This is a genomic window from Sphingomonas aestuarii, assembly GCF_054457155.1.
Genome location: NZ_JBTKVV010000002.1, coordinates 340,076 through 359,919, shown reverse-complemented (window position 1 = coordinate 359,919; position 19,844 = coordinate 340,076). Strand labels below are relative to the sequence as shown.

20 protein-coding genes are annotated in these 19,844 nt (G+C 66.7%); 3 read left to right on the top strand and 17 right to left on the bottom strand.

The annotated features are described in order from the left end of the window. The first annotated feature begins 7 nt into the window (after positions 1–7). Entirely contained in the window at positions 8–751 is a 744-nt protein-coding gene (gene ygfZ, locus ACX0GZ_RS04950) for a CAF17-like 4Fe-4S cluster assembly/insertion protein YgfZ (protein ID WP_458813975.1), read from the top strand. A gap of 310 nt (positions 752–1,061) precedes the next feature. Here ygfZ and ACX0GZ_RS04945 read toward each other — a convergent pair whose 3' ends face one another. The 3 genes from ACX0GZ_RS04945 to ACX0GZ_RS04935 form a co-directional block, all read right to left on the bottom strand. Further along, complete coding sequence (locus ACX0GZ_RS04945) at positions 1,062–2,165, bottom strand: OmpA family protein (RefSeq protein ID WP_458813973.1); 1,104 nt, start codon at positions 2,163–2,165, stop codon at positions 1,062–1,064. A 110-nt stretch (positions 2,166–2,275) separates the two neighbouring features. Next, positions 2,276–2,788, bottom strand: a complete 513-nt coding sequence (locus ACX0GZ_RS04940) for a DUF2793 domain-containing protein (RefSeq protein WP_458813971.1) — start codon at positions 2,786–2,788, stop codon at positions 2,276–2,278. 19 nt (positions 2,789–2,807) lie between these two features. Next, positions 2,808–4,934, bottom strand: coding sequence for a phage tail protein (locus ACX0GZ_RS04935; RefSeq protein WP_458813969.1), 2,127 nt, complete (start codon positions 4,932–4,934; stop codon positions 2,808–2,810). A gap of 94 nt (positions 4,935–5,028) precedes the next feature. On the opposite strand from ACX0GZ_RS04935, the gene ACX0GZ_RS04930 reads away from it, so the two are divergent. After that, entirely contained in the window at positions 5,029–5,358 is a 330-nt protein-coding gene (locus ACX0GZ_RS04930) for a hypothetical protein (protein WP_458813967.1), read from the top strand. On the opposite strand, the gene ACX0GZ_RS04925 is transcribed toward ACX0GZ_RS04930, so the two are convergent. From ACX0GZ_RS04925 to ACX0GZ_RS04860, 14 genes are all read right to left on the bottom strand, one after another. Further along, entirely contained in the window at positions 5,343–6,155 is an 813-nt protein-coding gene (locus tag ACX0GZ_RS04925; RefSeq protein WP_458813965.1) for a DUF2163 domain-containing protein, read from the bottom strand. The genes ACX0GZ_RS04930 and ACX0GZ_RS04925 overlap by 16 nt on opposite strands. Then, positions 6,152–8,449 (bottom strand): DUF2460 domain-containing protein, encoded by a 2,298-nt coding sequence (locus tag ACX0GZ_RS04920; RefSeq protein ID WP_458813963.1) that lies wholly within the window; start codon positions 8,447–8,449, stop codon positions 6,152–6,154. The genes ACX0GZ_RS04925 and ACX0GZ_RS04920 overlap by 4 nt, the downstream gene beginning before the upstream one ends. Before the next feature lie 71 nt (positions 8,450–8,520). After that, the gene (locus ACX0GZ_RS04915) at positions 8,521–9,096 is read right to left on the bottom strand and encodes a tail tape measure protein (protein WP_458813961.1); all 576 of its coding nucleotides are present in this window, start codon (positions 9,094–9,096) and stop codon (positions 8,521–8,523) included. Next, positions 9,089–9,259: a phage tail assembly chaperone gene (locus tag ACX0GZ_RS04910; protein ID WP_458813959.1), complete on the bottom strand. Its 171-nt coding sequence runs from the start codon at positions 9,257–9,259 to the stop codon at positions 9,089–9,091. The genes ACX0GZ_RS04915 and ACX0GZ_RS04910 overlap by 8 nt, the downstream gene beginning before the upstream one ends. A 98-nt stretch (positions 9,260–9,357) precedes the next feature. Further along, entirely contained in the window at positions 9,358–9,669 is a 312-nt protein-coding gene (locus ACX0GZ_RS04905) for a gene transfer agent family protein (RefSeq protein ID WP_458813957.1), read from the bottom strand. Further along, positions 9,666–10,073 (bottom strand): phage major tail protein, TP901-1 family, encoded by a 408-nt coding sequence (locus ACX0GZ_RS04900; RefSeq protein ID WP_458813955.1) that lies wholly within the window; start codon positions 10,071–10,073, stop codon positions 9,666–9,668. Before ACX0GZ_RS04900 ends, ACX0GZ_RS04905 begins: the two co-directional genes overlap by 4 nt. A gap of 239 nt (positions 10,074–10,312) precedes the next feature. Then, a complete protein-coding gene (gene gp17, locus ACX0GZ_RS04895; RefSeq protein ID WP_458813953.1) occupies positions 10,313–10,714 on the bottom strand; it encodes a tail completion protein gp17 in 402 nt (133 codons plus the stop codon). Further along, positions 10,711–11,259 (bottom strand): head-tail connector protein, encoded by a 549-nt coding sequence (locus ACX0GZ_RS04890; RefSeq protein WP_458813950.1) that lies wholly within the window; start codon positions 11,257–11,259, stop codon positions 10,711–10,713. Before ACX0GZ_RS04890 ends, gp17 begins: the two co-directional genes overlap by 4 nt. Before the next feature lie 83 nt (positions 11,260–11,342). Beyond that, complete coding sequence (locus tag ACX0GZ_RS04885) at positions 11,343–12,401, bottom strand: phage major capsid protein (RefSeq protein WP_458813948.1); 1,059 nt, start codon at positions 12,399–12,401, stop codon at positions 11,343–11,345. A 134-nt stretch (positions 12,402–12,535) separates the two neighbouring features. Next, a complete protein-coding gene (locus ACX0GZ_RS04880; RefSeq protein ID WP_458813946.1) occupies positions 12,536–12,925 on the bottom strand; it encodes an HK97 family phage prohead protease in 390 nt (129 codons plus the stop codon). Then, the gene (locus tag ACX0GZ_RS04875; protein ID WP_458813944.1) at positions 12,913–13,221 is read right to left on the bottom strand and encodes a DUF6127 family protein; all 309 of its coding nucleotides are present in this window, start codon (positions 13,219–13,221) and stop codon (positions 12,913–12,915) included. The genes ACX0GZ_RS04880 and ACX0GZ_RS04875 overlap by 13 nt, the downstream gene beginning before the upstream one ends. Before the next feature lie 88 nt (positions 13,222–13,309). Then, complete coding sequence (locus ACX0GZ_RS04870; protein WP_458813942.1) at positions 13,310–14,422, bottom strand: phage portal protein; 1,113 nt, start codon at positions 14,420–14,422, stop codon at positions 13,310–13,312. Positions 14,423–14,602: 180 nt separating this feature from the next. After that, on the bottom strand, positions 14,603–15,949 hold the full coding sequence (locus ACX0GZ_RS04865) for a DNA-packaging protein (RefSeq protein ID WP_458813940.1): 1,347 nt from the start codon (positions 15,947–15,949) through the stop codon (positions 14,603–14,605). Further along, a complete protein-coding gene (locus tag ACX0GZ_RS04860; protein WP_458813938.1) occupies positions 15,936–16,469 on the bottom strand; it encodes a hypothetical protein in 534 nt (177 codons plus the stop codon). Before ACX0GZ_RS04860 ends, ACX0GZ_RS04865 begins: the two co-directional genes overlap by 14 nt. A gap of 272 nt (positions 16,470–16,741) precedes the next feature. On the opposite strand from ACX0GZ_RS04860, the gene ACX0GZ_RS04855 reads away from it, so the two are divergent. Beyond that, entirely contained in the window at positions 16,742–19,792 is a 3,051-nt protein-coding gene (locus ACX0GZ_RS04855) for a type ISP restriction/modification enzyme (protein WP_458813936.1), read from the top strand. Positions 19,793–19,844: the final 52 nt, after the last annotated feature.

Genomic DNA, 19,844 nt, shown 5'->3' with positions numbered 1-19,844 from the left:
CTTGGCCATGACCGATACCACCCCCGGCACCTGGCTTGCCGATCGTGCGCTGCTCCGCCTGACCGGTGACGATGTCCGTGGCTTTCTCCAAGGACTGGTGACGCAGGACTTGCGCCGCGTCGCGCCCGGCGCGCCGCAATGGAGCGGACTGCTTACCGCACAGGGCAAGGCGCTGTTCGATTTTCTGTTGTGGGACGATGACGACGCGATCCTGATCGATTGCGAAGTCGCGCAGCGCGATGCGCTGGCGCGGCGGCTGATGCTCTACCGGCTGCGTCGCCCGATCGAGATCGTCGCGGTGGATGGTGGGGTGCATTGGTCGCGATCGTCAGCGCAGGGCGTGCCCGATCCACGGCTCGCGGCGCTCGGCCATCGCTGGCTGGGCGAAACGGGCGAACCGGCGGAAGGGTGGCGCGCGCACCGATTGTCGCTCGGCGTTACCGAAGGCGCAGACGAACTCGGCCAGGACCAGACGCTCTGGCTGGAGGCAAACGCTCGCGAACTGAACGGCACCGCGTTCGACAAGGGCTGTTTCATCGGCCAGGAAAACACCGCCCGGATGCATTATCGCGGCAAGGTCAACCGGCGGCTCGTGGTTGCACCGATTGCCGATGGCGAAGCGAAAATGCGGATCGCCTATCCCGCACTCGGAAAGATGGTCGCGCTACGCCGCATCGAGGCCTTGGGCGACGCGCTGACCCCTGACTGGCTGAATGCCGCGCTTGCTTGCGGCGGCTCCGACCCAACATGATCGCGGTCAACCCGATCCGTTGGTTGCGGACGGGATTGAGAAAAACGGAAACACCAGAATAGAGTCGTCTAACCGCGTTTCATGCGGTCGGTCTCGGGGCCCATATCCTGGGTCCGATCGACCGACTCCACGCATGCTTCGTCGCAAATTCTTGCAAGCGCGAAGGCCGTCGCTGGCAGCGTCCTTAGGGTCAGGACCCATTAACGGCGCGCTGCATGCCGAACTTGCTGACGCAAGCGCTCTCACGCAAAGAAAAAGAGAGGCCGGATTACTCCGACCTCCCCATTCTCGTTCCCGAAGGAAGCGTGGCTTACATGCCCGAACCCGGACCGTAGGTGATTTCCACACGACGGTTCTGGAGTTCGCGAACACCGTCTGCGGTGTCGACGCGCGGACGGCTTTCGCCGAACGCTTCGGTGGTCATCACGCCATCGGGGATGCCGCGCGAGCCGAGATAGGCGCGCACCGAGTCCGCACGACGCTGCGAAAGACCGACGTTGTAGCTTGCTGCACCCGAACGGTCGGCGTGACCTGCCAGCATGACCTGCGCGTTACCGCAGCTCTGATAGGCCGACACGGCGTTGTCGAGGATACCACCGGCTTCCGGCGTGATGTCCGAGCGATCCCACTCGAAGAACACGATGTACGGGCCAGGCGTGCAGACGACCGGTTCCGGCGTCGGAGCAGGCTGCGGAGCGGGCGGCAGCATCGGAGCGGGCTCCGGTTGGGGCGGCAGCGGCGGCGGCGGCGCACCGAAGTTGAACGTCAGGCCACCGAGCAGGCTGTGCGAACGGAAGCGCGATTCGAGTTCCGCACCCGTTGCCGCAACGGTGTTGACGTTGTCGGCATTGAAGAAGCGATACTTGAAGGTCACGTCGACATTGTCGCTGAGCGGCGCACGCACACCGGCGATTGCCTGCCATGCGAACACGGTGTCGCTGTCGTCGATCAGAGTCGTCGGCAGGATGCCATATTCGTTGTACTTCACGCGAGCGACACCGGCACCACCGCCGACAAAGCCCTGAAGGCCGTCATCGGGACCGAAGTCGAGCAGCGCGTTGACCATGAAGCTCAGTGCCGAGGCATCGCCAAAGGCACGATTTTCATAAACGCCGATCGGAACGCCGGGAAACGCAACGCTGGTGGTGTGCGATTCGACATTCGCTTCACGATAGCTGACTTCGGCTTCCAGACGGAAACCGCCAAAGTCGTAGCCGACCATGCCACCGACATCCCAACCATAGTCGGAATCGGTGCTGTTGATCTGAGCGCCAGTGCTGGCGAGCGTGAAATCGATATCTTCCACGATCATCGCACCGCCTTCGACGCCAACATACCACGCATTGTCGCGGGCAAGGGCGGGAGTGGCGAGTGCGGTGGTCGCGAGTGCCACTGTGAGGGCAAGCTTCCGCATCATAAATCCCCTTTCTTGGTTGTCCATACGGACAGCGCAAACTCCCTAGCCAAAGGTTGGTTTCCGCGCAAGCGAACAAAAACCCGCAACTGTTGCAGGAACAACACAGATCAAGCCGTCGACGCCGCAATCAACCCATGCTCGGTCAGCGCCGAGATGATGGAGGAAATCGCGGCTCTCGCCTCGTCGTCGATCACGGTTCCGCCCGACGGAACCGAGACCGCCGCCCCTTGCTGACCCACCACCTTCCTGCCGCTGACCCACAATTCGGATGCCGGCACGATCCCGATGCGCCAGGCGCCTTCGACATAGCAGGCGGGAATCATCGTTTCCGCCATCACGACCTGCATGCCCTCGACCGGTTCGACGAATCGCCATCCGGCTGCGGTCCAACCCGCGATCATCCGTTCCCGCTCCGCCCATTCGGCCTGCGCGTCCGGCCCCACGACATGACACTGACCCAGCTCGGGCGCCTCCGGCGGCGCAGCGTCCCCGATCGACCGGACCACCGGCTGCACCACCAGGTCGAGCAGCGCGAGCGCCTCGTTGTGCCAGATATCCTTCTGTGCCTGCCCCGCATGCAGCAACGGCAAGCCCAGCCGATGCGTATTCGACAATTCCATGTTCCACTCCCGATTGACGTCAACCCGACTGACCGATGACCAGCGGCAGCGACGCCGCGACCGTGCCCTGCTGTCGCACCGTCGCGCTCTCCATTCCCGGCGGCAGCGCGAACTCCGGAACCGCCACCTCGGCACTGCCCCCGACCCAGTCGCAGCGATAGCGTTCGCGCTCTTCGCCGATCGGCACATCGACCAGGTCGTGCCAGCCCCATCCGTTGCGGCTGCGCCGTACCCAGCGCAGCGATCGCGCGCCGTCATCGCCGTGCTCAATCACGCCGTGCACCGGAGCGGGCGGCCGTACCGACCAGCCGGTGACATGACGCACGCACTCGACACCGCCGCCCGAATCGCCGGTGCCGTTTGCCAGCACATGAACGTCGCGCCCCGGCGCGATGCCCAGCGACCCGATCGGCAGCATCGTCTCCGCCTCGATCAGGACGAAGCGGTCGCCGGTCTGCTGCGCGCCCGCGGCGAATTCGGTTCCGCGCCGCCCGCGCCACAATCGCGACAGTCGCCATCGATTGCCGCCGATCGGCTCCGCGCGCCCGAACTGGATCAATTCGTCGCCGACCATCGCCAGATTGGCGCCCGCGTCGATCGCCCGGTCATCGGCATCGTTGAGCACCGCTCCCGGCATATGCAGCTCGACCTCGATCGCATTCGCCCGGTCGATCAGCGTGGCGGGGGCCGCCTCGGGCGCTGCCGTCAGCACCCCCAGGATCGCGACGCCCGACGTGCGCCCCGCCGCCTGCCAGCTTGCGCCGGCATCGATGCTGCTCGACAGCACAGCGGCGCGCCACCCAGCGCCGGTACCGCACGCCGCGACGAACAGTTGCGGCGCATCCGCCACACCGTCGATGGGCGGCAGCTCGACCAGCTCGATGCGGGTTTCCCCGGCATTCAGGTCCGGCGCCAGCCGCGCTCGCCCGGATGCCGCCGACAGCGGAACCGCTCCAAAACCGACCCGCACCAGTTCGAGCCGCACGATCATCGCCTCGACCGTCACCTCGCGCACCCGCCACACGCCTGCATCATCCGCCAAGCGCGCCACAACGCCGGGGACCACCCCCATCCACCGCCAATCGAGCGCAATCCGTCGCGTCTCGCGCTCCGCATCGCGCCGCTCGATCGCGGCCAGCGCCAGCCCGCGCGCAACGTCGGCGCTCATTACCATCGGCGCATCGATCATCGCTTCCTGCGCGCCGCTTCCCGGACGCCGCACCCGCTGGCTGCCGATCTGGTAATCGCGCACCGGATCGTGATGCCGCAGCACCAGCGAAGTCGGCGCACGATCCGCGGTGCCGATCGCGCGTTGCGACCCGCTGCCTGGACCGCCCGAAGCAATGTCCTTGGCGCTCAGCGCGATCGCGTCACCCGCCCCGGCCCGCCAGCGCAGCGGCGCGCCCGCCTCGATCCACCCGCCCTCCACCTCGGCCATCAGTTCGACGATCGAACGCCTGCGCTCGCCCACCGCCGCGAAACCGCCAAAGCCCGTGCCCCCCGGTTCCGTCACCACGCCAGGCGCCACCGCACCGACGATCGCCGCCGCGCTTACAGGGCCGACATCGGCCTCCACCTCGAAGGTCAACGACGGGATGCGATTGCCGAATTCCTCCAGCGCCAGATCCTCGAACACGGCATAGGCATGACCGCGATGCGCGGGCGTCGCGCCAATTCCTTCCGCCGACGCGATCAGCGGATCGACCGGCTGGTCGAGATCGCCAAGGTGCAGGCGGAACCCGGTCGGCACCTTCCAGTCGCCTGCCGCCCCGCGCAGCAATTTGCCATCGGCCCAGATGCGCAGCATCCGCCGCACCGCCCGCGCCGACAACAGCACCGCAAAGGAGGCCGAATAGCTATACTGGGTGGTCGAAGCCCGTCCCTTGCCCCCGCCGCTCGTCGATCGCCTTTCCTTCAGCTCGGTCGCCCAGATCACCGTGCCCGCGACGCGCATCGTCCCGAACAGATGGGGGATGTGGCTGCCGTAACTCGACGTCTGCACCGACAAATCGGTCAATCGCGGTCCCTCGCGGCCCCTGGGCGCAAAAATCGCGGCATCCGCCTGTTGCCCGATCACCGCGCCCAGCATCGCACCGACCGGTCCCCCGATCGCGCCGCCCACCACCGTCAGCGCCAGCGTCGCCATCCGCCTCTCCCCCCGCTTCTATCCGCCAGCACCGCATCACCGGCCACGGGATCGCCCCCGGCCGCTCGACCACGCGCCCCAATCCCGCATCGGCATGGATCAGCCCGTCGCCGCTCGCGATCCCCAGATGCCATTGCCGCGCATCGACCCGGCACAGCACCGCATCGCCCGCCGCTACGCTTCCGGCCGCCTTCAACCCTGCAGCAAGGGCCGCTGCCTGAAACTGCTCGACCCGACCGCTCGCCAGCCGGTATCCGCTCGGCGCCGCGATCCGCACTCCGGCAGCCGCGAACGCCACGCAAACCAGCCCAACGCAATCCAGCCCATGCGCCGGATCGCGCCCGTGGAGCCGAAACGTCGTGCCGACCAGCGCGCGCGCCGCCGCCAGGACGACGTCCGCCGCCCCGATCATCCGCCGGGATAACGCGTCAGCAGGTCGATGCCGGGCAGATAGGGCTCGCCCTGAAAATTCATCGCATTGCCGAACCGCCCCGCACAGGTCGCCAGCATCTTGTCGCACCCCTGCTCGATCCGCACGAGCGCACCCACGCCGTCGAAACGCGGCTCGCGCCGGAGAGTCAGCGTCGGGCCATCGGACGACAGCACGGCATCCTCCAGCCCCGAATTGCCACCGCCGAACCAGACCAGTCGCCCTTCGCCATAGGCATTGGCGCCCGGCTCGACTGCATCGACCGTCAGCACCCTTCCCTCGACCGCCAGCACCCGCGCGAACCGCCGCCGCCCCGCCATCGCCACCCGGCATCGCGAATCGCCCAGCTCGGCGCGGCAATCGGGCGAGGTCCGCTCGCTCACCGGCGCGTCGAGCGCGGCAAGCGCCCCGCGCAGTTCCGCGCTGAACCCCTGCGCGCTCAATTCGACCGCGCCGAACGTCCCGCCGCCCAGCGACAGCGTCCCGCCATTCACCCAGTCGGTCGCGAACACCCGCACTTCGGCCCCGTCCCAGCGCCCGGCGATCAGGTCGACCTCGGCGATCGCATCGCCGCCCAGTGCGCCCGACACTTCCATCCCGCCTTCGCCCGCCGCATCGCCGCGCGCGATCGCCGACGGCACCATTCCCGGTGCCGCACGATAGAGCAAATCCTCGATCACCAGATCGCGGTCATGCGACGTCAGCCCGATCGCGACCCCGTCGCGCCGCTCGATCCGCCAGCAGAACGCGACGCTGGTCAGCTCAGTCGCCAGCCATTCGGGCACACTCATGCCTCGCGCACCTCGATCAGCGGCACCGACACCGCTTCTCCGGCCAGGAACGTCGCGCGATTGACGCTCAGCCGGTCCTCGGCAAACCGCACCGGCACGTCGAACAGAAATCCGGCGGTGACGATCGCGCCGTCCTCCGGCGGGTCGTCCAGCACCACGCGCCCCAACGTCTCGACCGCAAAGCCCTGCGTCTCGACTCCGTCGATCGCGATCCGCACGCTTCCCGATACCGGGCGCGTGATCCGCCGCCGTTGCTCGCCATAGGCCTTGACCAGATCGAACACCGCATGGTCGCCGTCGCCAGTCCCGATCACCTGGTCGGTTGGCGACACCGCGCCCTCGCCCGACGACGCGTCGAACGGATCGCGCAGGCGGAACCCCCGCGCCGGTCCCATCCGCGCGCGGAAGAAGGCCAGCAGCGCGGCAATATCGGCTTCGCTCCGCAATCCGGGTCCGACATCGTAGCGCGTCCGCGCCTCGGCCCATTCGGCATTGCGCTTTTCATGCCCCCCGGCGCTCGCGACCACCGCCGTCGACCATTCGGGGGAGACTTCCACCTCGCGCCCCAGCGCCAGCGGAAACGCCACGTCGTCAAACGCCTGCACCGCCTTCTCCTCATCGAAATGAACATATCCGTCGCGCATCACCTGCGGCAGCGCCCAGATATAGGTCTCGGCCACCCCTCGCTCGCGCGCGACTTCAGCCGCCGCATCGATCGGTCGCCACTGCGCGCGCTGGTCGGGCCTCAGCACGAAGCCGGAGAAATAATGCTGCCGCTCGACCGGGTATCCCAGCTGCTCGGTCGCCGCCGCCACCCCGCGCGCGGTCGCACTGGTCAGTCCTTCCGCCGCCCAGTCGTAGTCCTCCAGCTGCAACACATCGAACGCCGGGCTCGCCCAGCCAGTCGGCAGGTTCGCGCGCCGCATCTCCGGCGTCTTGCGGTCGAGGATCGTGGGCAGATAGGCGAGCAACAGCGATTCCGCACCCGGCACCTCCTCGCGCACTGCCGCCACCAGCGCCGCGGTCGATGCCGCCAGCATCGTCCCCGCCTGGTCGAGCAACGCCTTCTGCCCCGCGTCCATCGGCAACCGCGCATCCGCGATCACCGGCGGATCGCCTCCGAACGCCGCCCGCGCCGCATCGTCGTACAGGCACGGCGCCTGGGTCTGGGGCTGCACCCACCACCACGGCTCGCCGACCTGAAACCGAACGCTCAGCCCCGCATCGCGCCCGATCGCCACGAACGCCCGCGCCACCGCCTTCAGATAGCTCATCGCCCCGGCATGCGCGGGCGACAGCAACGTCGATGGCGGCTCCCATCCGGTCAGCGCCGGCGATCCGTCCCACGCCCGCTGCTTCCAGTCGCCCCAGCAATGCGCGTCGAACAACTCGTAGCTCAGCGACCAGATGATATTGTATCCCAGCGCCTTGGCACGCGCCGCAAAGTCGCGGTGCCACGCCGTGCACGGCACGCACAGCGCACTCCCCGCCAGGCTGACATAGAATCCACCCCCCAGCGCCTCGAGCCTGAAATAATGGCTCATCCCGACATAGTGGACGATGCTCCCGCGATACCCCAGATGCAGCGCATTTCTCAGCAGCCGCTCGGGCGTCATGTGATAGCTGTCGTCATATCCGCTGGCGATGCTCAGCCCATGTTCGGGCACCACCACATCGCCGATCACCAAAACCGATCCCGATCCCTCGCACGTGATGCCGGACAGCTCGACCCAGCCCTCGACCGGCGCAGCCAGTGGCTCCGGCGTGCCGTCATACTCACCCGCCACCAGCGACAAGAACATCCGGTCGATATCGCCCGCAAACACCGGATCGCCTTCTTCCGGCAACCGATACCCGCCCGCCAGCGCATCGAAATCGAGCGTGACCACCGCATCCTCGGGCGACCCGCTGGCATAATTCCACAGCCGCACATACCAGGCACGCGGATTGCCCCCGGCATCGCGCCCTTCGATCGTCAGCACCGGGCCGTTGGTTTCGTCGAGCCTCCGCACGCCTCCCGAGCGCCACCGGAACGACAGCCGACACCGACGGAAATCGCGGCGCGTTTCGTATCGCAGCAAGGGATGGTCGTGTTCGTCTTCCGCCGCCCAGATCAACCCCGCCAGGTCGTCCTTGCGATAAAACACGCAATCGACCCGCAACGCATCCGCCGCCGTCGTCACCACGCTCGCCATCATCGGCCGCGGAAAATTCATCGTCCAGTAAACCGGGTCGAAGCGAGCGATCACACTCTCGCGCTGCCCCCGCCGCTCATTCGCAAGCCAAAAACCCATCCCCCACCCTCCCCGTCACCCCGGCCAAAGTGCCGGGGTCCACCAACCCGCAAACGCAAAGCTAGAGAGCGTCACTCCAACCCAACCAACGCCGCTTTCACCGCCCGCGCCACCTGCCTGCTCGACCGCTGCAACGCCGCCGAACTTTCTCCCGCCCCCGCATTGACGGTAATTGCTACCCGCACCTCGCGCGCACCGGGCGGAGCCGCCCCCGTCTCCACCCGCCCGGCCGAACTCGGCACGAACAGCTCCGGCCCATTCTCCCCGACGCGGTAAGCCCGCCCCGGCGACACCGGCCCGCCGGTCGCCCGCCCCGGTGCCCCAACCACCGCCGCCAGCAATCCCGACAGCAACCCGCCCGCACTCCCCCGCGAGGTCCGCGCCCCGCCCAGCAGCGAAGCGACCCCGCCGCCGATCGCCGCCTGCGCGATCTCGCCCATCACCCCCAGCACCACGCGCCGCAGATCCTCGAACCCCAGCTTGCCGGTCCGCACCGCGCGCAACAGCGTCGTCTCGATCGCCCGCCCCGCCCGGTCGGCGCCCGCCACCAGCGGCCCGTCCAGCGCCCCGCGCATTTCCGCCACGTCGCGCGCAAACCCCCGCGTGTCGGCCCGCACCGACACGATCATCTCGTCCAGCTCATCCATCCGGAAACGCCTCCATCAACCGCGCGACCAGCCCCCGGTCCGGCGGGTCGACCCGCTCACCCTCGCCGCAAGCGGCCTCCACCAGCGCCCCCAGTTCGGCAGGCGTAGCCCGCCAGAACACCTCGGGCGTCCACCCGAACGCCAACCCCGCCAACCCAGCCATCCGCCGAGCAGCCCCGCTAAAATCCTCCCCGAGCTCGTCTCGGGGAGGGGGACCATTCCCGCAGGGGATGGTGGAGGGGCCTTCCTGAAGCCGCCCCCTCACCGCCCCGCCAGAATCTGCTGCAACAACACCCTGAGCACCGGCGTTACCTGCGCCAGTCCCGCAGCCACCACCGCCTCGCCCAGTCGCTCGCGCGTCACCCCCTCGGGCGCCTCGAACCGACAATGCCAGAACAGCGCCACCAACTCGCCCAGCGACAACCGCCCCTCCGCCGCCCGCTCGACCAGCGCGAACAATGGCCCGATCTCACCCTCAGCCGCGACCAGCGCCGCAAAACTCGGTCGCAGGATCAAAATCTCCCCAGCCACCCGAAGCGACGCCTCGCCCCGCACCGGATTGGCAACGGTCATGCCGACACCACCACGCCCGAACTCTCCAGGCTCAACGTGTAATTGCGCTCGCCATTATAGTCCCCGGCATAGTCCAGCCGCGTCACCAGAAACCGCCCGGTCAACGTCTCGCCCCCTTCGAACGACAGCCGATAATCGTCGATCGCCCCAGACAAGGCATTGCCCTTCAACCGCGCCTCGGTCGCCGACCCGGTAAAGATGCCCGCCCCCGACACGCTGACCGACCGCACGCCTGCACCCGACAGCAACTCGCGCCACCCACCCGAATCCTTCGACGTGATCGCCACCATCTCGCCATTGATCGAAAGCTGCGTCGTCCGCAGCCCCGCCACCGTCGCGAAACTGACCGGCGATCCCCCGTCGCCCACCTTCAGCAAGAACGCGCTTCCCTTCTCCGCCGCCATCGACTCTCTCCCCAATCCACGCCGTGCTCCCGCGAAAGCGGGAGCCCAGGCCACACGACCCAACCAATTGTTGCCAACGAAGGCTGCTGAACCAGCGCGCAGCCCTCCAATAATGCCCGTCACCCCGGCTGAAATGCCGGGGTCCACCAAGCAGCTTGCGCGTCGCTAGAACATCGAACGATGCTTGTGCCGCCCGGTGGACCCCGGCATTTCAGCCGGGGTGACGATTCAGGCCAGGGTCAGCCTGACCCCCGAACCATCCGCACGCGCCATTCGCTGCTTGCCACCCACCGATCGCCACCCTCACGCAGCGTCCGAACCCGAACCAACGCCACGCTCGCCAACCCCCAGCCCTCGCCCAGATCACGCGGCAGCCCGCGCACCGCGCCGTCCACCGCCTCACCGATGCCGCGCAGCCGCACGGGCCGCTCGCCGCTGTCGTGCCCGCGCACCGTCACCCGATATTCGCGTGCCTCCACGCCCTTCGCGCCCCAGTCGCCCTGCACCGGCTCGTCGATCACCAGATGCGGCCGCGCAGCCCGGCTGGGCGGCGCGTCGAACACCGCGACCTTGCCCGCGATGCCCTCCGCCGCTTCCAGCGCCACCGCGATTGCCGCGACCAGCCGCTCGCCTGGCGTCATCGCATCGCTCCCGAGATCCGCATCCGGCGATACGGTCGCCACAGGGCACTCACCGCCGCGGGCGGCGCATCCTCGGCACTCCGCCCCTCGATCATGTGCGCCGCCAGCAGCACGATCCCCTGCGCCACCGGTCCCGGCACCTCGTCCCATCCGGCACAGTCGCCCGCGCTCAGCGTCACGCGAACCCGACCCGCAATCCCCGCCATGTTCACCCGCACCCAGCCATCGCCACTGGCATCGATGTCGATGGCATAGCTGCCGACCGGCATTGCAAACGCCGATCCCTCGGCGGGAAGGCCCTCGACCAGATCGATCGATCGCACCGGGGTCGCCACGACCCGCTGCCACCGAACCCCGCTCGCGACCGTTTCGCGAACTTCGCGCACGATCAGCACGCGTCCGGCAAAGGCTTCGAACAACAGAAGCGCGCTCGCCGCCATCCGCTCGACCAGCCCGTCCGCCTCGCTCGCCCCACCGCGCAGATACACGCGCACATCTTGCGCGGCGGCCGCCACGACCGCCTGCGGAATCGGATCCCGCTCCATCGACATCTCCCCTGAACCCGATTGCCTCGCCTCGACGAATGGGGGCCGCGCACGCCCGCCCGCGCGCGGCCCCGTCGCCACGATCAGCTCGCGGCGAACTTCATCAGCTTGATCGCTTCCGAATTGCTCACGCATCCGCCGACCCGCTTGGTCGCGTAGAAATGCACGAACGGCTTGTTCGAATAGGGATCGCGCAGCACCTGCGTCTCGGTCCGCTCGGCGATCAGATACCCCGCCTTGAAATTGCCGAACGCGATCGAAAGCGAACCCGCCGCAATGTCCGGCATGTCCTCGGCCTCGACCACCGCATGGCCCAGCAGCGTCGCAGGCTGACCCTCCGTCAGCCCCGGCTGCCACAGAAACGCGCCGTCGCTCGTCTTGAACTTCCTGATGCGCGCCAGCGTCGCCGAATTCATCACCCACACCGCGCCCTGACGATAGGGCGACCGCAGCGATTGCATCAGGTCGATCAGCTTTTCTTCCGGGTTCGCCGCAAAGCCGCCCGCCGCACCCGACACGATATGCTGGATCGTGCCGAACGCCCGCGCGCCGTCTCCCGTCGTCGCGGTCGGAGCGGTCAGGAACCCGCGCGGTCGATTGACCCCGCTACCGGAAACGAACGCCGCGCCCTCGGCGCGTGCAAACTCACGCGCCACTTCCTCGGCGAGCCAGGCCTCGACGTCGAACCCGGCATCGTCCAGCATCGCCTGGCTTGCTGCCGGATTGGCGAACAGGTCGCCCATCGGCGGCGCGATCTCGTTGAACACCGGCGTTCCGGTCTGCCCACGCGCCTCGGTCTCCGCCGCCCAGCCCGACGGCGTGCCGCCCGACGCGACCAGCTTGCGATAGCCCGCCGTTCCCACCTGCACGACATTGGCGATGGCGCGGATCGGCGACACCGCCGCCAAGGTCGCATCGATCATCGCATCGATCTCGCGCGGCACCGCATAGCCGCCCTCGGCCCCGCTCGCCCCCGACATCGCCTTCAATTCCAGCATCCCGCCGCCCGATCGCAGGAACCCCTCAAACGCCCCGCCGCCGACGCGCGCATCGCTCCCGGCCAACATCGGTCGCGCCACCACGCCGCGCGTCTCCACCCCTGCAAAGCTGTCGCCCAGCGCATCCATCGTCCGCTCGCTCATTCATCATCTCCACACATGAAAAAGGGCGCAGCCAATGCGGCCACGCCCACCCGTCATCCCGGTCAAACCCACCCTCAAATCCGTTCGTGTCGACTAGGGTTCGAGCTTGTCGAGAGCCCGTATCGAGACAGCGCCTACGCTCCCCCCGCCACCGCATGAACTCGCGCCAGCGTCTGCATCGGCTGCGCCACCAGGCTCACCTCGACCAGCTCGACCGCAGTCAATTCGCGTACCGCCCCGCGCCGCACGCCCCGCGCCCGGTATCCGAAACTCAACCCCGTAAGCGCGCCCTTTGCGACCAGCGCCGCCAGCCGAGGCTCCGCCACCGTTCCGATCACCCGCAACCCGCGCGCATCCTCCCCCAGCACCCGCACCTCGCCGACGGCGCGCCCGCCATGCTGCCACAGCAGCGGCACGACATCGGGCGCGCCCGCAAACGCCCCCCGCCGCACGACATCGCCCCCGCGATCCACGGCATCGAAGACGGCGGCATAGCCCGCGAACCGCACGCTCACTTCACCCATCCGTCGAACCCCAGCCGCACCGCCAGCCCGACCAGCACCAACGCCAGCCCCAGCCGCGCGACCCACCCGATCGCCGCGCGCAACGCCGATCGCTTGGCATCGCGCCACGCCCCCAACAACTCGCGCAACTCCGCCATGTCCTTGGCCGCCGCCGGATCGTCCAGGCCCAGCCGCTTCAACGCCCGCGCCGCGCCCAGCTCGCCCGCCTCTTCCGCGATCGCACGCAGCGTCGCCAGATCCGCCCCGCGCCCCTCAGCCTGCCCGATCAACTGAGCGAGCACCGCCCCATCGCTCATCTCACCGCTCCCCAAATCCCGTTCGTGCCGAGTAGAGGCCGAGTAGCCGCGTCAGCGGCGTATCGAGGTCTCGTATCGAGGTGCCGACTCACGCCAGCCCCAACAGCTTCCGCTTCTCGGCCGCGTGCAGGAAATCCGCCCCCTTCACCTGCGCCCAGATCGCCGCCCGGTCCTCGGCCAGCGCCGGCACCCGGTTCAAATCGATCGCCAGCGAAACCCCCAGAAACCAAGCCCCCAATGCCTGCCCCAGAGCCCCATAGATCTTGTCCGCCAGCGGCAGGATCGCCAGCCGCCACAGCGCCTTGTTCGCCTCGCGGTAATTGGCATAGCTGTTGTCGCCGGGCAGCCCGATCAGCATCGGCGGCACCCCGAAGGCGAGCGCGATCTCGCGCGCCGCCCCCGCCTTCAGCGCGACGAAATCCATGTCGGCTGGCGACAGGCTCATCGCCTGCCATTTCAGCCCGCCGTCGAGCAGCATCGGCCGTCCCGCATTCGCCGCCCCCTGAAACGCCGCGCGCATTTCCTCCTGCAATCGCTCGAACTGCGAAGCCGACAGCGCCGCCCCGTCGCGCGTTTCGTACACCAACGCTCCCGAAGGCCGCGCCGCATTATCCAGCAGCGCCTTGTTCCACCGGGTCGCCGCATTGTGGATCGCCACCGCCCCCGCCGCCGCGCCCAGGCACCCCAGCCCATAATGATCGTCGAGCGGATGAAAGCCCTTGATGTGCACGATTGCCGGACGCCCGGCCTCGTCTTCCGAAGCGATCCGCGTCACCCGCTCGCCCACCCGGTATCGATACGCCACCGGCCAGCCGCTCGCGTCCCCCTCGATCGCGACCCGCTCCGGCCTCAGCGCATACAGCTCCGCCGCCCCGCCATCGCATCCGCACAGAATCTGGACATAGGCATTGCCGTGGAGCAGCAGCTGCGCCGCCACCGTCTCGACCAATTGCTGCCCCGCCGATCGCGTCCGCACCAGCGCCTCGATCCCCGGCTCCGAAGCGGTCAAAGGCGCCGCCCCCACGCCTTCGACCACCAGCCGCACCGCGCGCTGCGCCACCGGATTGCCCGCATAGCCCTCGCGCACCTGCGCCTCATACCCGCGCGGCCATTCCCCGATCAGCGGCACCCCGCTCGCCGAACGCGCCAACGCCGGACGCGACAATTCGCGCCCGACAGCCTTCCTGCCGAACCATTTCATGTGTTTCTCCGAAATACACAGTGCCAACGTCATACGGGGCGGGCGCGACATTCAGTTCAGGTGGAGCCGAAAAGGGCGATCTTTCGAGCACCGGAGCGCAGCGTACTTCAAGTACGTGAGCACCGGAGCGCAGGAAATCGCGCTTTGCAGGCCCATCTGGGCTGAATGTCGCGTCCGCTGCTAAAGCGCCCGCACCCCCGGCTCGCCCCCGCCGCCCAGCATCAGCGCGTGCAGTGCCCAGACCAGCGCATCCGCCCGGTCCGGCGAGCGACCCGGCCCTTCATAGCCACCGCCGGTCACCAGCCCGCACATCTCGTCTTCCAGGCTCCCGAACGCCCCGACGTGAAACACGCGCCCGCGCTCGTACAACGCCGCCACCGGCTCGGCCCGCGCCACCTTTCCCCGGCTCGCATGAACCAGGGCCACTGCCATCGCCACATCGGCGGCGTGGAGCGTCGTCCGCACCATTTCGCCGCCCTGATTGGCCTCCGCCACCACCTTGTCCGCACCCCATCGCCGCGCACAGGCGGCGACCGCCTCCGCCCAGCCGCGTGGGGTCGCCCCCGCCACGCTTGCATCGTCGAGCACATAGCCGAACCCGTCCGCCCCCAGCGCCACCGCCACGATCCCGCACGCATCCCCGCCGACGCCGGCCGGAGGATCCACCCCGACCACCACGCGCGTCACCTCGGGCAGCACCCGCACCCGCGCCCGTTCGATCAGCCCGCGCGTCCACAGCGCCCCCGCGACATCCTCGACCAGCTCGCCGTCCAGTTCCTGCCGCCCCAGCAGGCTCGCGCCGTATTCGCCGATCATCGTGGCCACGAAACTGTCGGGCAGATGCGGATTGTCCCGCGTCCGCCCCAAAGTCTCGACGCAATCGGGAAGCGTCATCACCCGCTTCATCAGCTTCACCGGGCGCGGCGTCGTCGTCACCACCACCCGCGGCCGCTCGCCCAGCCGCATTCCCATGGTCAGGTTATCCCAGGTCGCGTCCCCGCGCCGCCATTTGGCGAGTTCGTCGCACCACGCCGCATGATGTTCCGGCCCGCGCAATTTCTCGGGCGCCTCGGCCGAATAGACGAAGCCCTTCGCCCCCGAATGGAACGTCACCTCGCCCGCGCTCGCCCGCCACGTCACCGTCTCTCCGCTGCGCGCCACCGCGATCACCCCGCTCGGCCCCTCGATCATCACCTTGGCGACATCGTCCGCCGTCGCCCCGACCAGCGCGATCCGCGCGTTCTTGTCCGAGCGCGCCCATTCGCTCACCCATTCCGAACCGGCGCGCGTCTTGCCAAAGCCCCGGCCCGCACGGATCAGCCACACCCGCCAGTCGCCCGGCGGCGCCAGCTGCCCCTCATGCGCCCAGAGCGGCCAGCGTTTGTGCAGCTCGCGCGCCTGCCGGTCGGTCAATCGGTTGAGCAGCCGCGGCAGTTCGTCATCGGGCAGCGCCCGCACCGCCGCGATCAGGCGCGCCTCGTCGATCGCGCGCTCGCCCCGCCCCGTGGCCCGCCTATTCCCGCTCACGCTGCTTCTCGACCCGGCGCTTGGCGGCATTCAGCGCCTTGAGCAGCGCCGCGTTGGTTTCCTCGCGCGTCGCCTGCCCCGGCGGGCGACCGGTCCGGCGATTGGGTTCGCCGTTGCGCTCCCCCCGGCGATACACCAGCACCTTCAGCGCGCGATCGAAATCGAACGGCACATCGACCGGCGCCCCGGTTGGGGCTTCGTCCGTGGCGCCGTCCGCCACCGTCCGCGTCGGATCGGGCACGACCCGCTCGCCCGCGCCGCCATGTTCCAGCACCAGCGCCTCCAGCCGGTCATATCCGGTCGCCAGCGCCTCGCGCCATTGTTCCTGGAACACCGGGTCGCGGTGTCGCGCGCGCCACACGGTCGATGCCGACACATCGGCATGGGCGGCGGCCTGGGTCACGTTGCACGTCAGCCCCAGCATATCCAGAAAGCGCGCCCGCTTGCGCGCGCCAAAACTGTTGGCCTTCGCCTTTTGCCGCTGCCGCCTGCCGGTCGCATTGATGATGGTCTCGCCCATCGCCCGTCCCCCACACGAAAACGGGCCGCGGCATCCCTGCCCGACCCGCAATTCCCCATCGTTCCCGATATGTGCCATATCAGCGTGACGATGTCAAGTGTTTTGTGCCTATCTGGTTATGTGCTGCTGTTCGCCGTTATATCGACCCCGCCGCCACATCGGGGGAAGCCATCCAGTCCACGGCTGCGCAACTCCCGTTTCGCTGTCCGCTAACGTCTTGAACCCGCCCCCACTTCCCGCCACGGTGCTTGCCGGGGGGAGCCAAGCGCCGCATGAGCCAGCATCTGATCAACGAATATCGCGCCGAACTCGACCGGCTGCGTGCCGTCTCGGGCAGCCGCCGCGAAAGCGTGCTGCGCGAAGCGTTCAAGGATCTACTCAAACGCTGGGGCAAATCGCACGATCTGCAATTCATCGCCGAACACGACATCGTGACGCGGGCGATGAACCGCATCTATCTCGACGGCGCCCTTCTCCACGGCCTGCGCGTCCCCTTCGGCTATTGGGAGGCCAAGGACGAAAACGACGACCTCGAACGCGAGATCGAAGCGAAGTTCCGCAAAGGCTATCCGCGCGACAACATCATCTTCACCGACGATGCGACGGCGGTGCTGTATCAGGACGGCGGCGAAGTCATGCGCGCCGCCATGCAGGGCGACGACGACAGCCTGCTCCGGCTGCTGACCCGCTTCTTCGCCCATGAACGCCAGGAAATCGCCGATTTCAACAAGGCGGTGAAACAATTCGCCACCGACCTTCCCGCCATCCTCACGGCGCTACGCGAACGCATCGCCGAAAAGCGCGCCGCCTCCAGCGACTTCGCCGCCGCCGAGGCCGCCTTCCTCAAACACGCTCGCGACGCCATCAACCCGGCGGTGACAGAGGACGATGTTCAGGAAATGCTGATCCAGCACGTCCTGACCGAGGATATTTTTGCCAAGGTTTTCGACAACCCCGATTTCCACCAACACAACAACATCGCCGCCGAACTCAAACGGCTTGAAGATGTGCTGTTCGGGCGCGGCGAAAAGGCGCAGCTTCTGCGCGCGCTTGCCCCCTATTATTCCGGCATCGCCAGCACCGCCGCGCTGATTCAAAGCCACAGCGAAAAACAGGGCTTCCTCAAGGCGCTCTACGAGGATTTCTACAAGGCGTATAACAAGAAAGCCGCCGACCGGCTGGGTGTCGTCTATACCCCCGGCGAAATCGTCCGCTTCATGATCCGCTCCGCCGACTGGCTGTGCGAACAGCATTTCGGCAAGAACCTCATCGATCGCGGCGTCGAGATTCTCGATCCTGCCACCGGCACCGGCACCTTCATCGTCGAGCTGCTCGAACATTTTCGCGGCAACCACGAGAAATTGCGCCACAAATACAAGGAAGAGCTGCACGCCAACGAAGTCGCCATCCTCCCCTACTACGTCGCCAATCTGAATATAGAGGCGACCTATCAGGCGATTACCGGCCAGTTCGCCGAGTTCGAGAACCTGTGCTTCGTCGACACGCTCGACAATGTCGACGCGCTCGGCATCCATTCCGGCCACCAGTTCGACTTGCTGGGCGGGCTGGCCGACGAGAATATGGAACGGGTGAAGCGCCAGAACCGCCGCAAGATCAGCGTCGTCATCGGCAATCCGCCCTATAATGCCAATCAGCAGAACGAGAACGACAACAACAAGAACCGCGCCTACGCGCACATCGATGCGCGCATCAAGAACACGTATATCAAGGCAAGTACGGCGCAGAAGACCAAGCTGTACGATATGTATGCGCGCTTCTACCGCTGGGCGAGTGATCGGCTAGGAGATGAGGGGATTGTCGCCTTCGTCACCAATAGAAGCTTCCTAGATAGCCGCACTTTTGACGGTTTTCGAAAACTGATAGCCAAGGACTTTCAGGAGATTTGGGCGATTGATCTAGGAGGTGATGTCCGGGCCAACCCAAAGCTTTCAGGCACGAAGCACAATGTCTTTGGAATTCAAACGGGCGTCGCCATCGCCCTCTTGGTCCGCCGGCAAACGAAGGACCGAGCGGCAATAAGGTACATTCGAAGACCTGAGATGGAAACTGCCGAAGAAAAAATATCGTGGCTTGGGCAACTTCGGCTGGGGGACACTGGTTTTCTGCAAGTCAAGCCATCAGCAACAGGTGTTTGGCTCGACGCAGGTTTGGATGAATTTGCTGACCTGATTCCCCTCGCTCCGCGGTCAGCCTCCAAAACATCTGGGGGCAATTCGGTGTTCATGCTTAGCTTCACCGGTGTGCTGACTGGTAGAGACGACTGGGCTATTGCACGGACCCATGACGATAGCATTGAAAAAGCAACTGAGTTCGCCGCGCGCTACAATGTCCTGGCGCGCGCTAAGGATTTTGAAAGCCAAGATATCAAATGGTCTAGGAATTTGAAGCGTCATGCCACCAGCGGAAACTCAATCATTCTGGACAGAAATTACGTATCAAATCATGCTTATCGACCGTACACTGATCGCTTTATATACAAAAATAACATACTTGTTGATGAATCCGGGAAATCCGGAACGACTTTTCCTAATAATGAAAAGAATATTGCCTTGATATTCAATTTTGGCACGAGACTTCCTTTTTCTATTATTGGAACATCTGCTCTTCCTAACTACAATTTTTATAGCGCTGATCCAGGACACTATTTTCCGCGCTATCGCTATATTATTTCTGGCGATCGGATCGACAACATCACCGACTGGGCGCTCAACAAGTTCGTCAAGCAATACGGCAAGCGCGGCGTCACCAAGGACGCGATCTTCGCCTATGTCTATGCCGTCCTCCACGATCCCGTCTATCGCGAGAAATACGCGCTGAACCTGAAGCGCGAATTTCCGCGCATCCCCTTCTATCCCGATTTCGCCCGCTGGGCGGCGTGGGGCGAAACCCTCATGGCGATGCATATCGGTTATGAAAATGTGGAGCCGTGGCCGGTGACTCGCACCGACACGCCCAACCCCAAACGTGCGGAGGGCACGCATCCCAAACCCGCGCTCAAATCCTTTCCCGAAACCGGCACCGTCCGCGTGGACGAGGATACGCAGATCACCGGCGTGCCGCCTCAGGCGTGGACCTATCGCCTCGGCAACCGCAGCGCGATCGACTGGGTGCTCGACCAGCACAAGGAAAAGACCCCGCGCGATCCCACCATCCGCGAAAAATTCAATACCTATCGCTTCGCCGATTACAAGGAATCGATGATTCTACTGCTTGCCAGGGTCATCCGCGTCAGCGTTGATACCGTCGCCATCACGGGCGAAATGGCCGCGCTCGACCGCACCGGCTGGGACGCGCCCGAATGACGGGCCGGGATGGATGCGGGGTACAGCAGCCCTCGCTCCCCCGCATCCTACC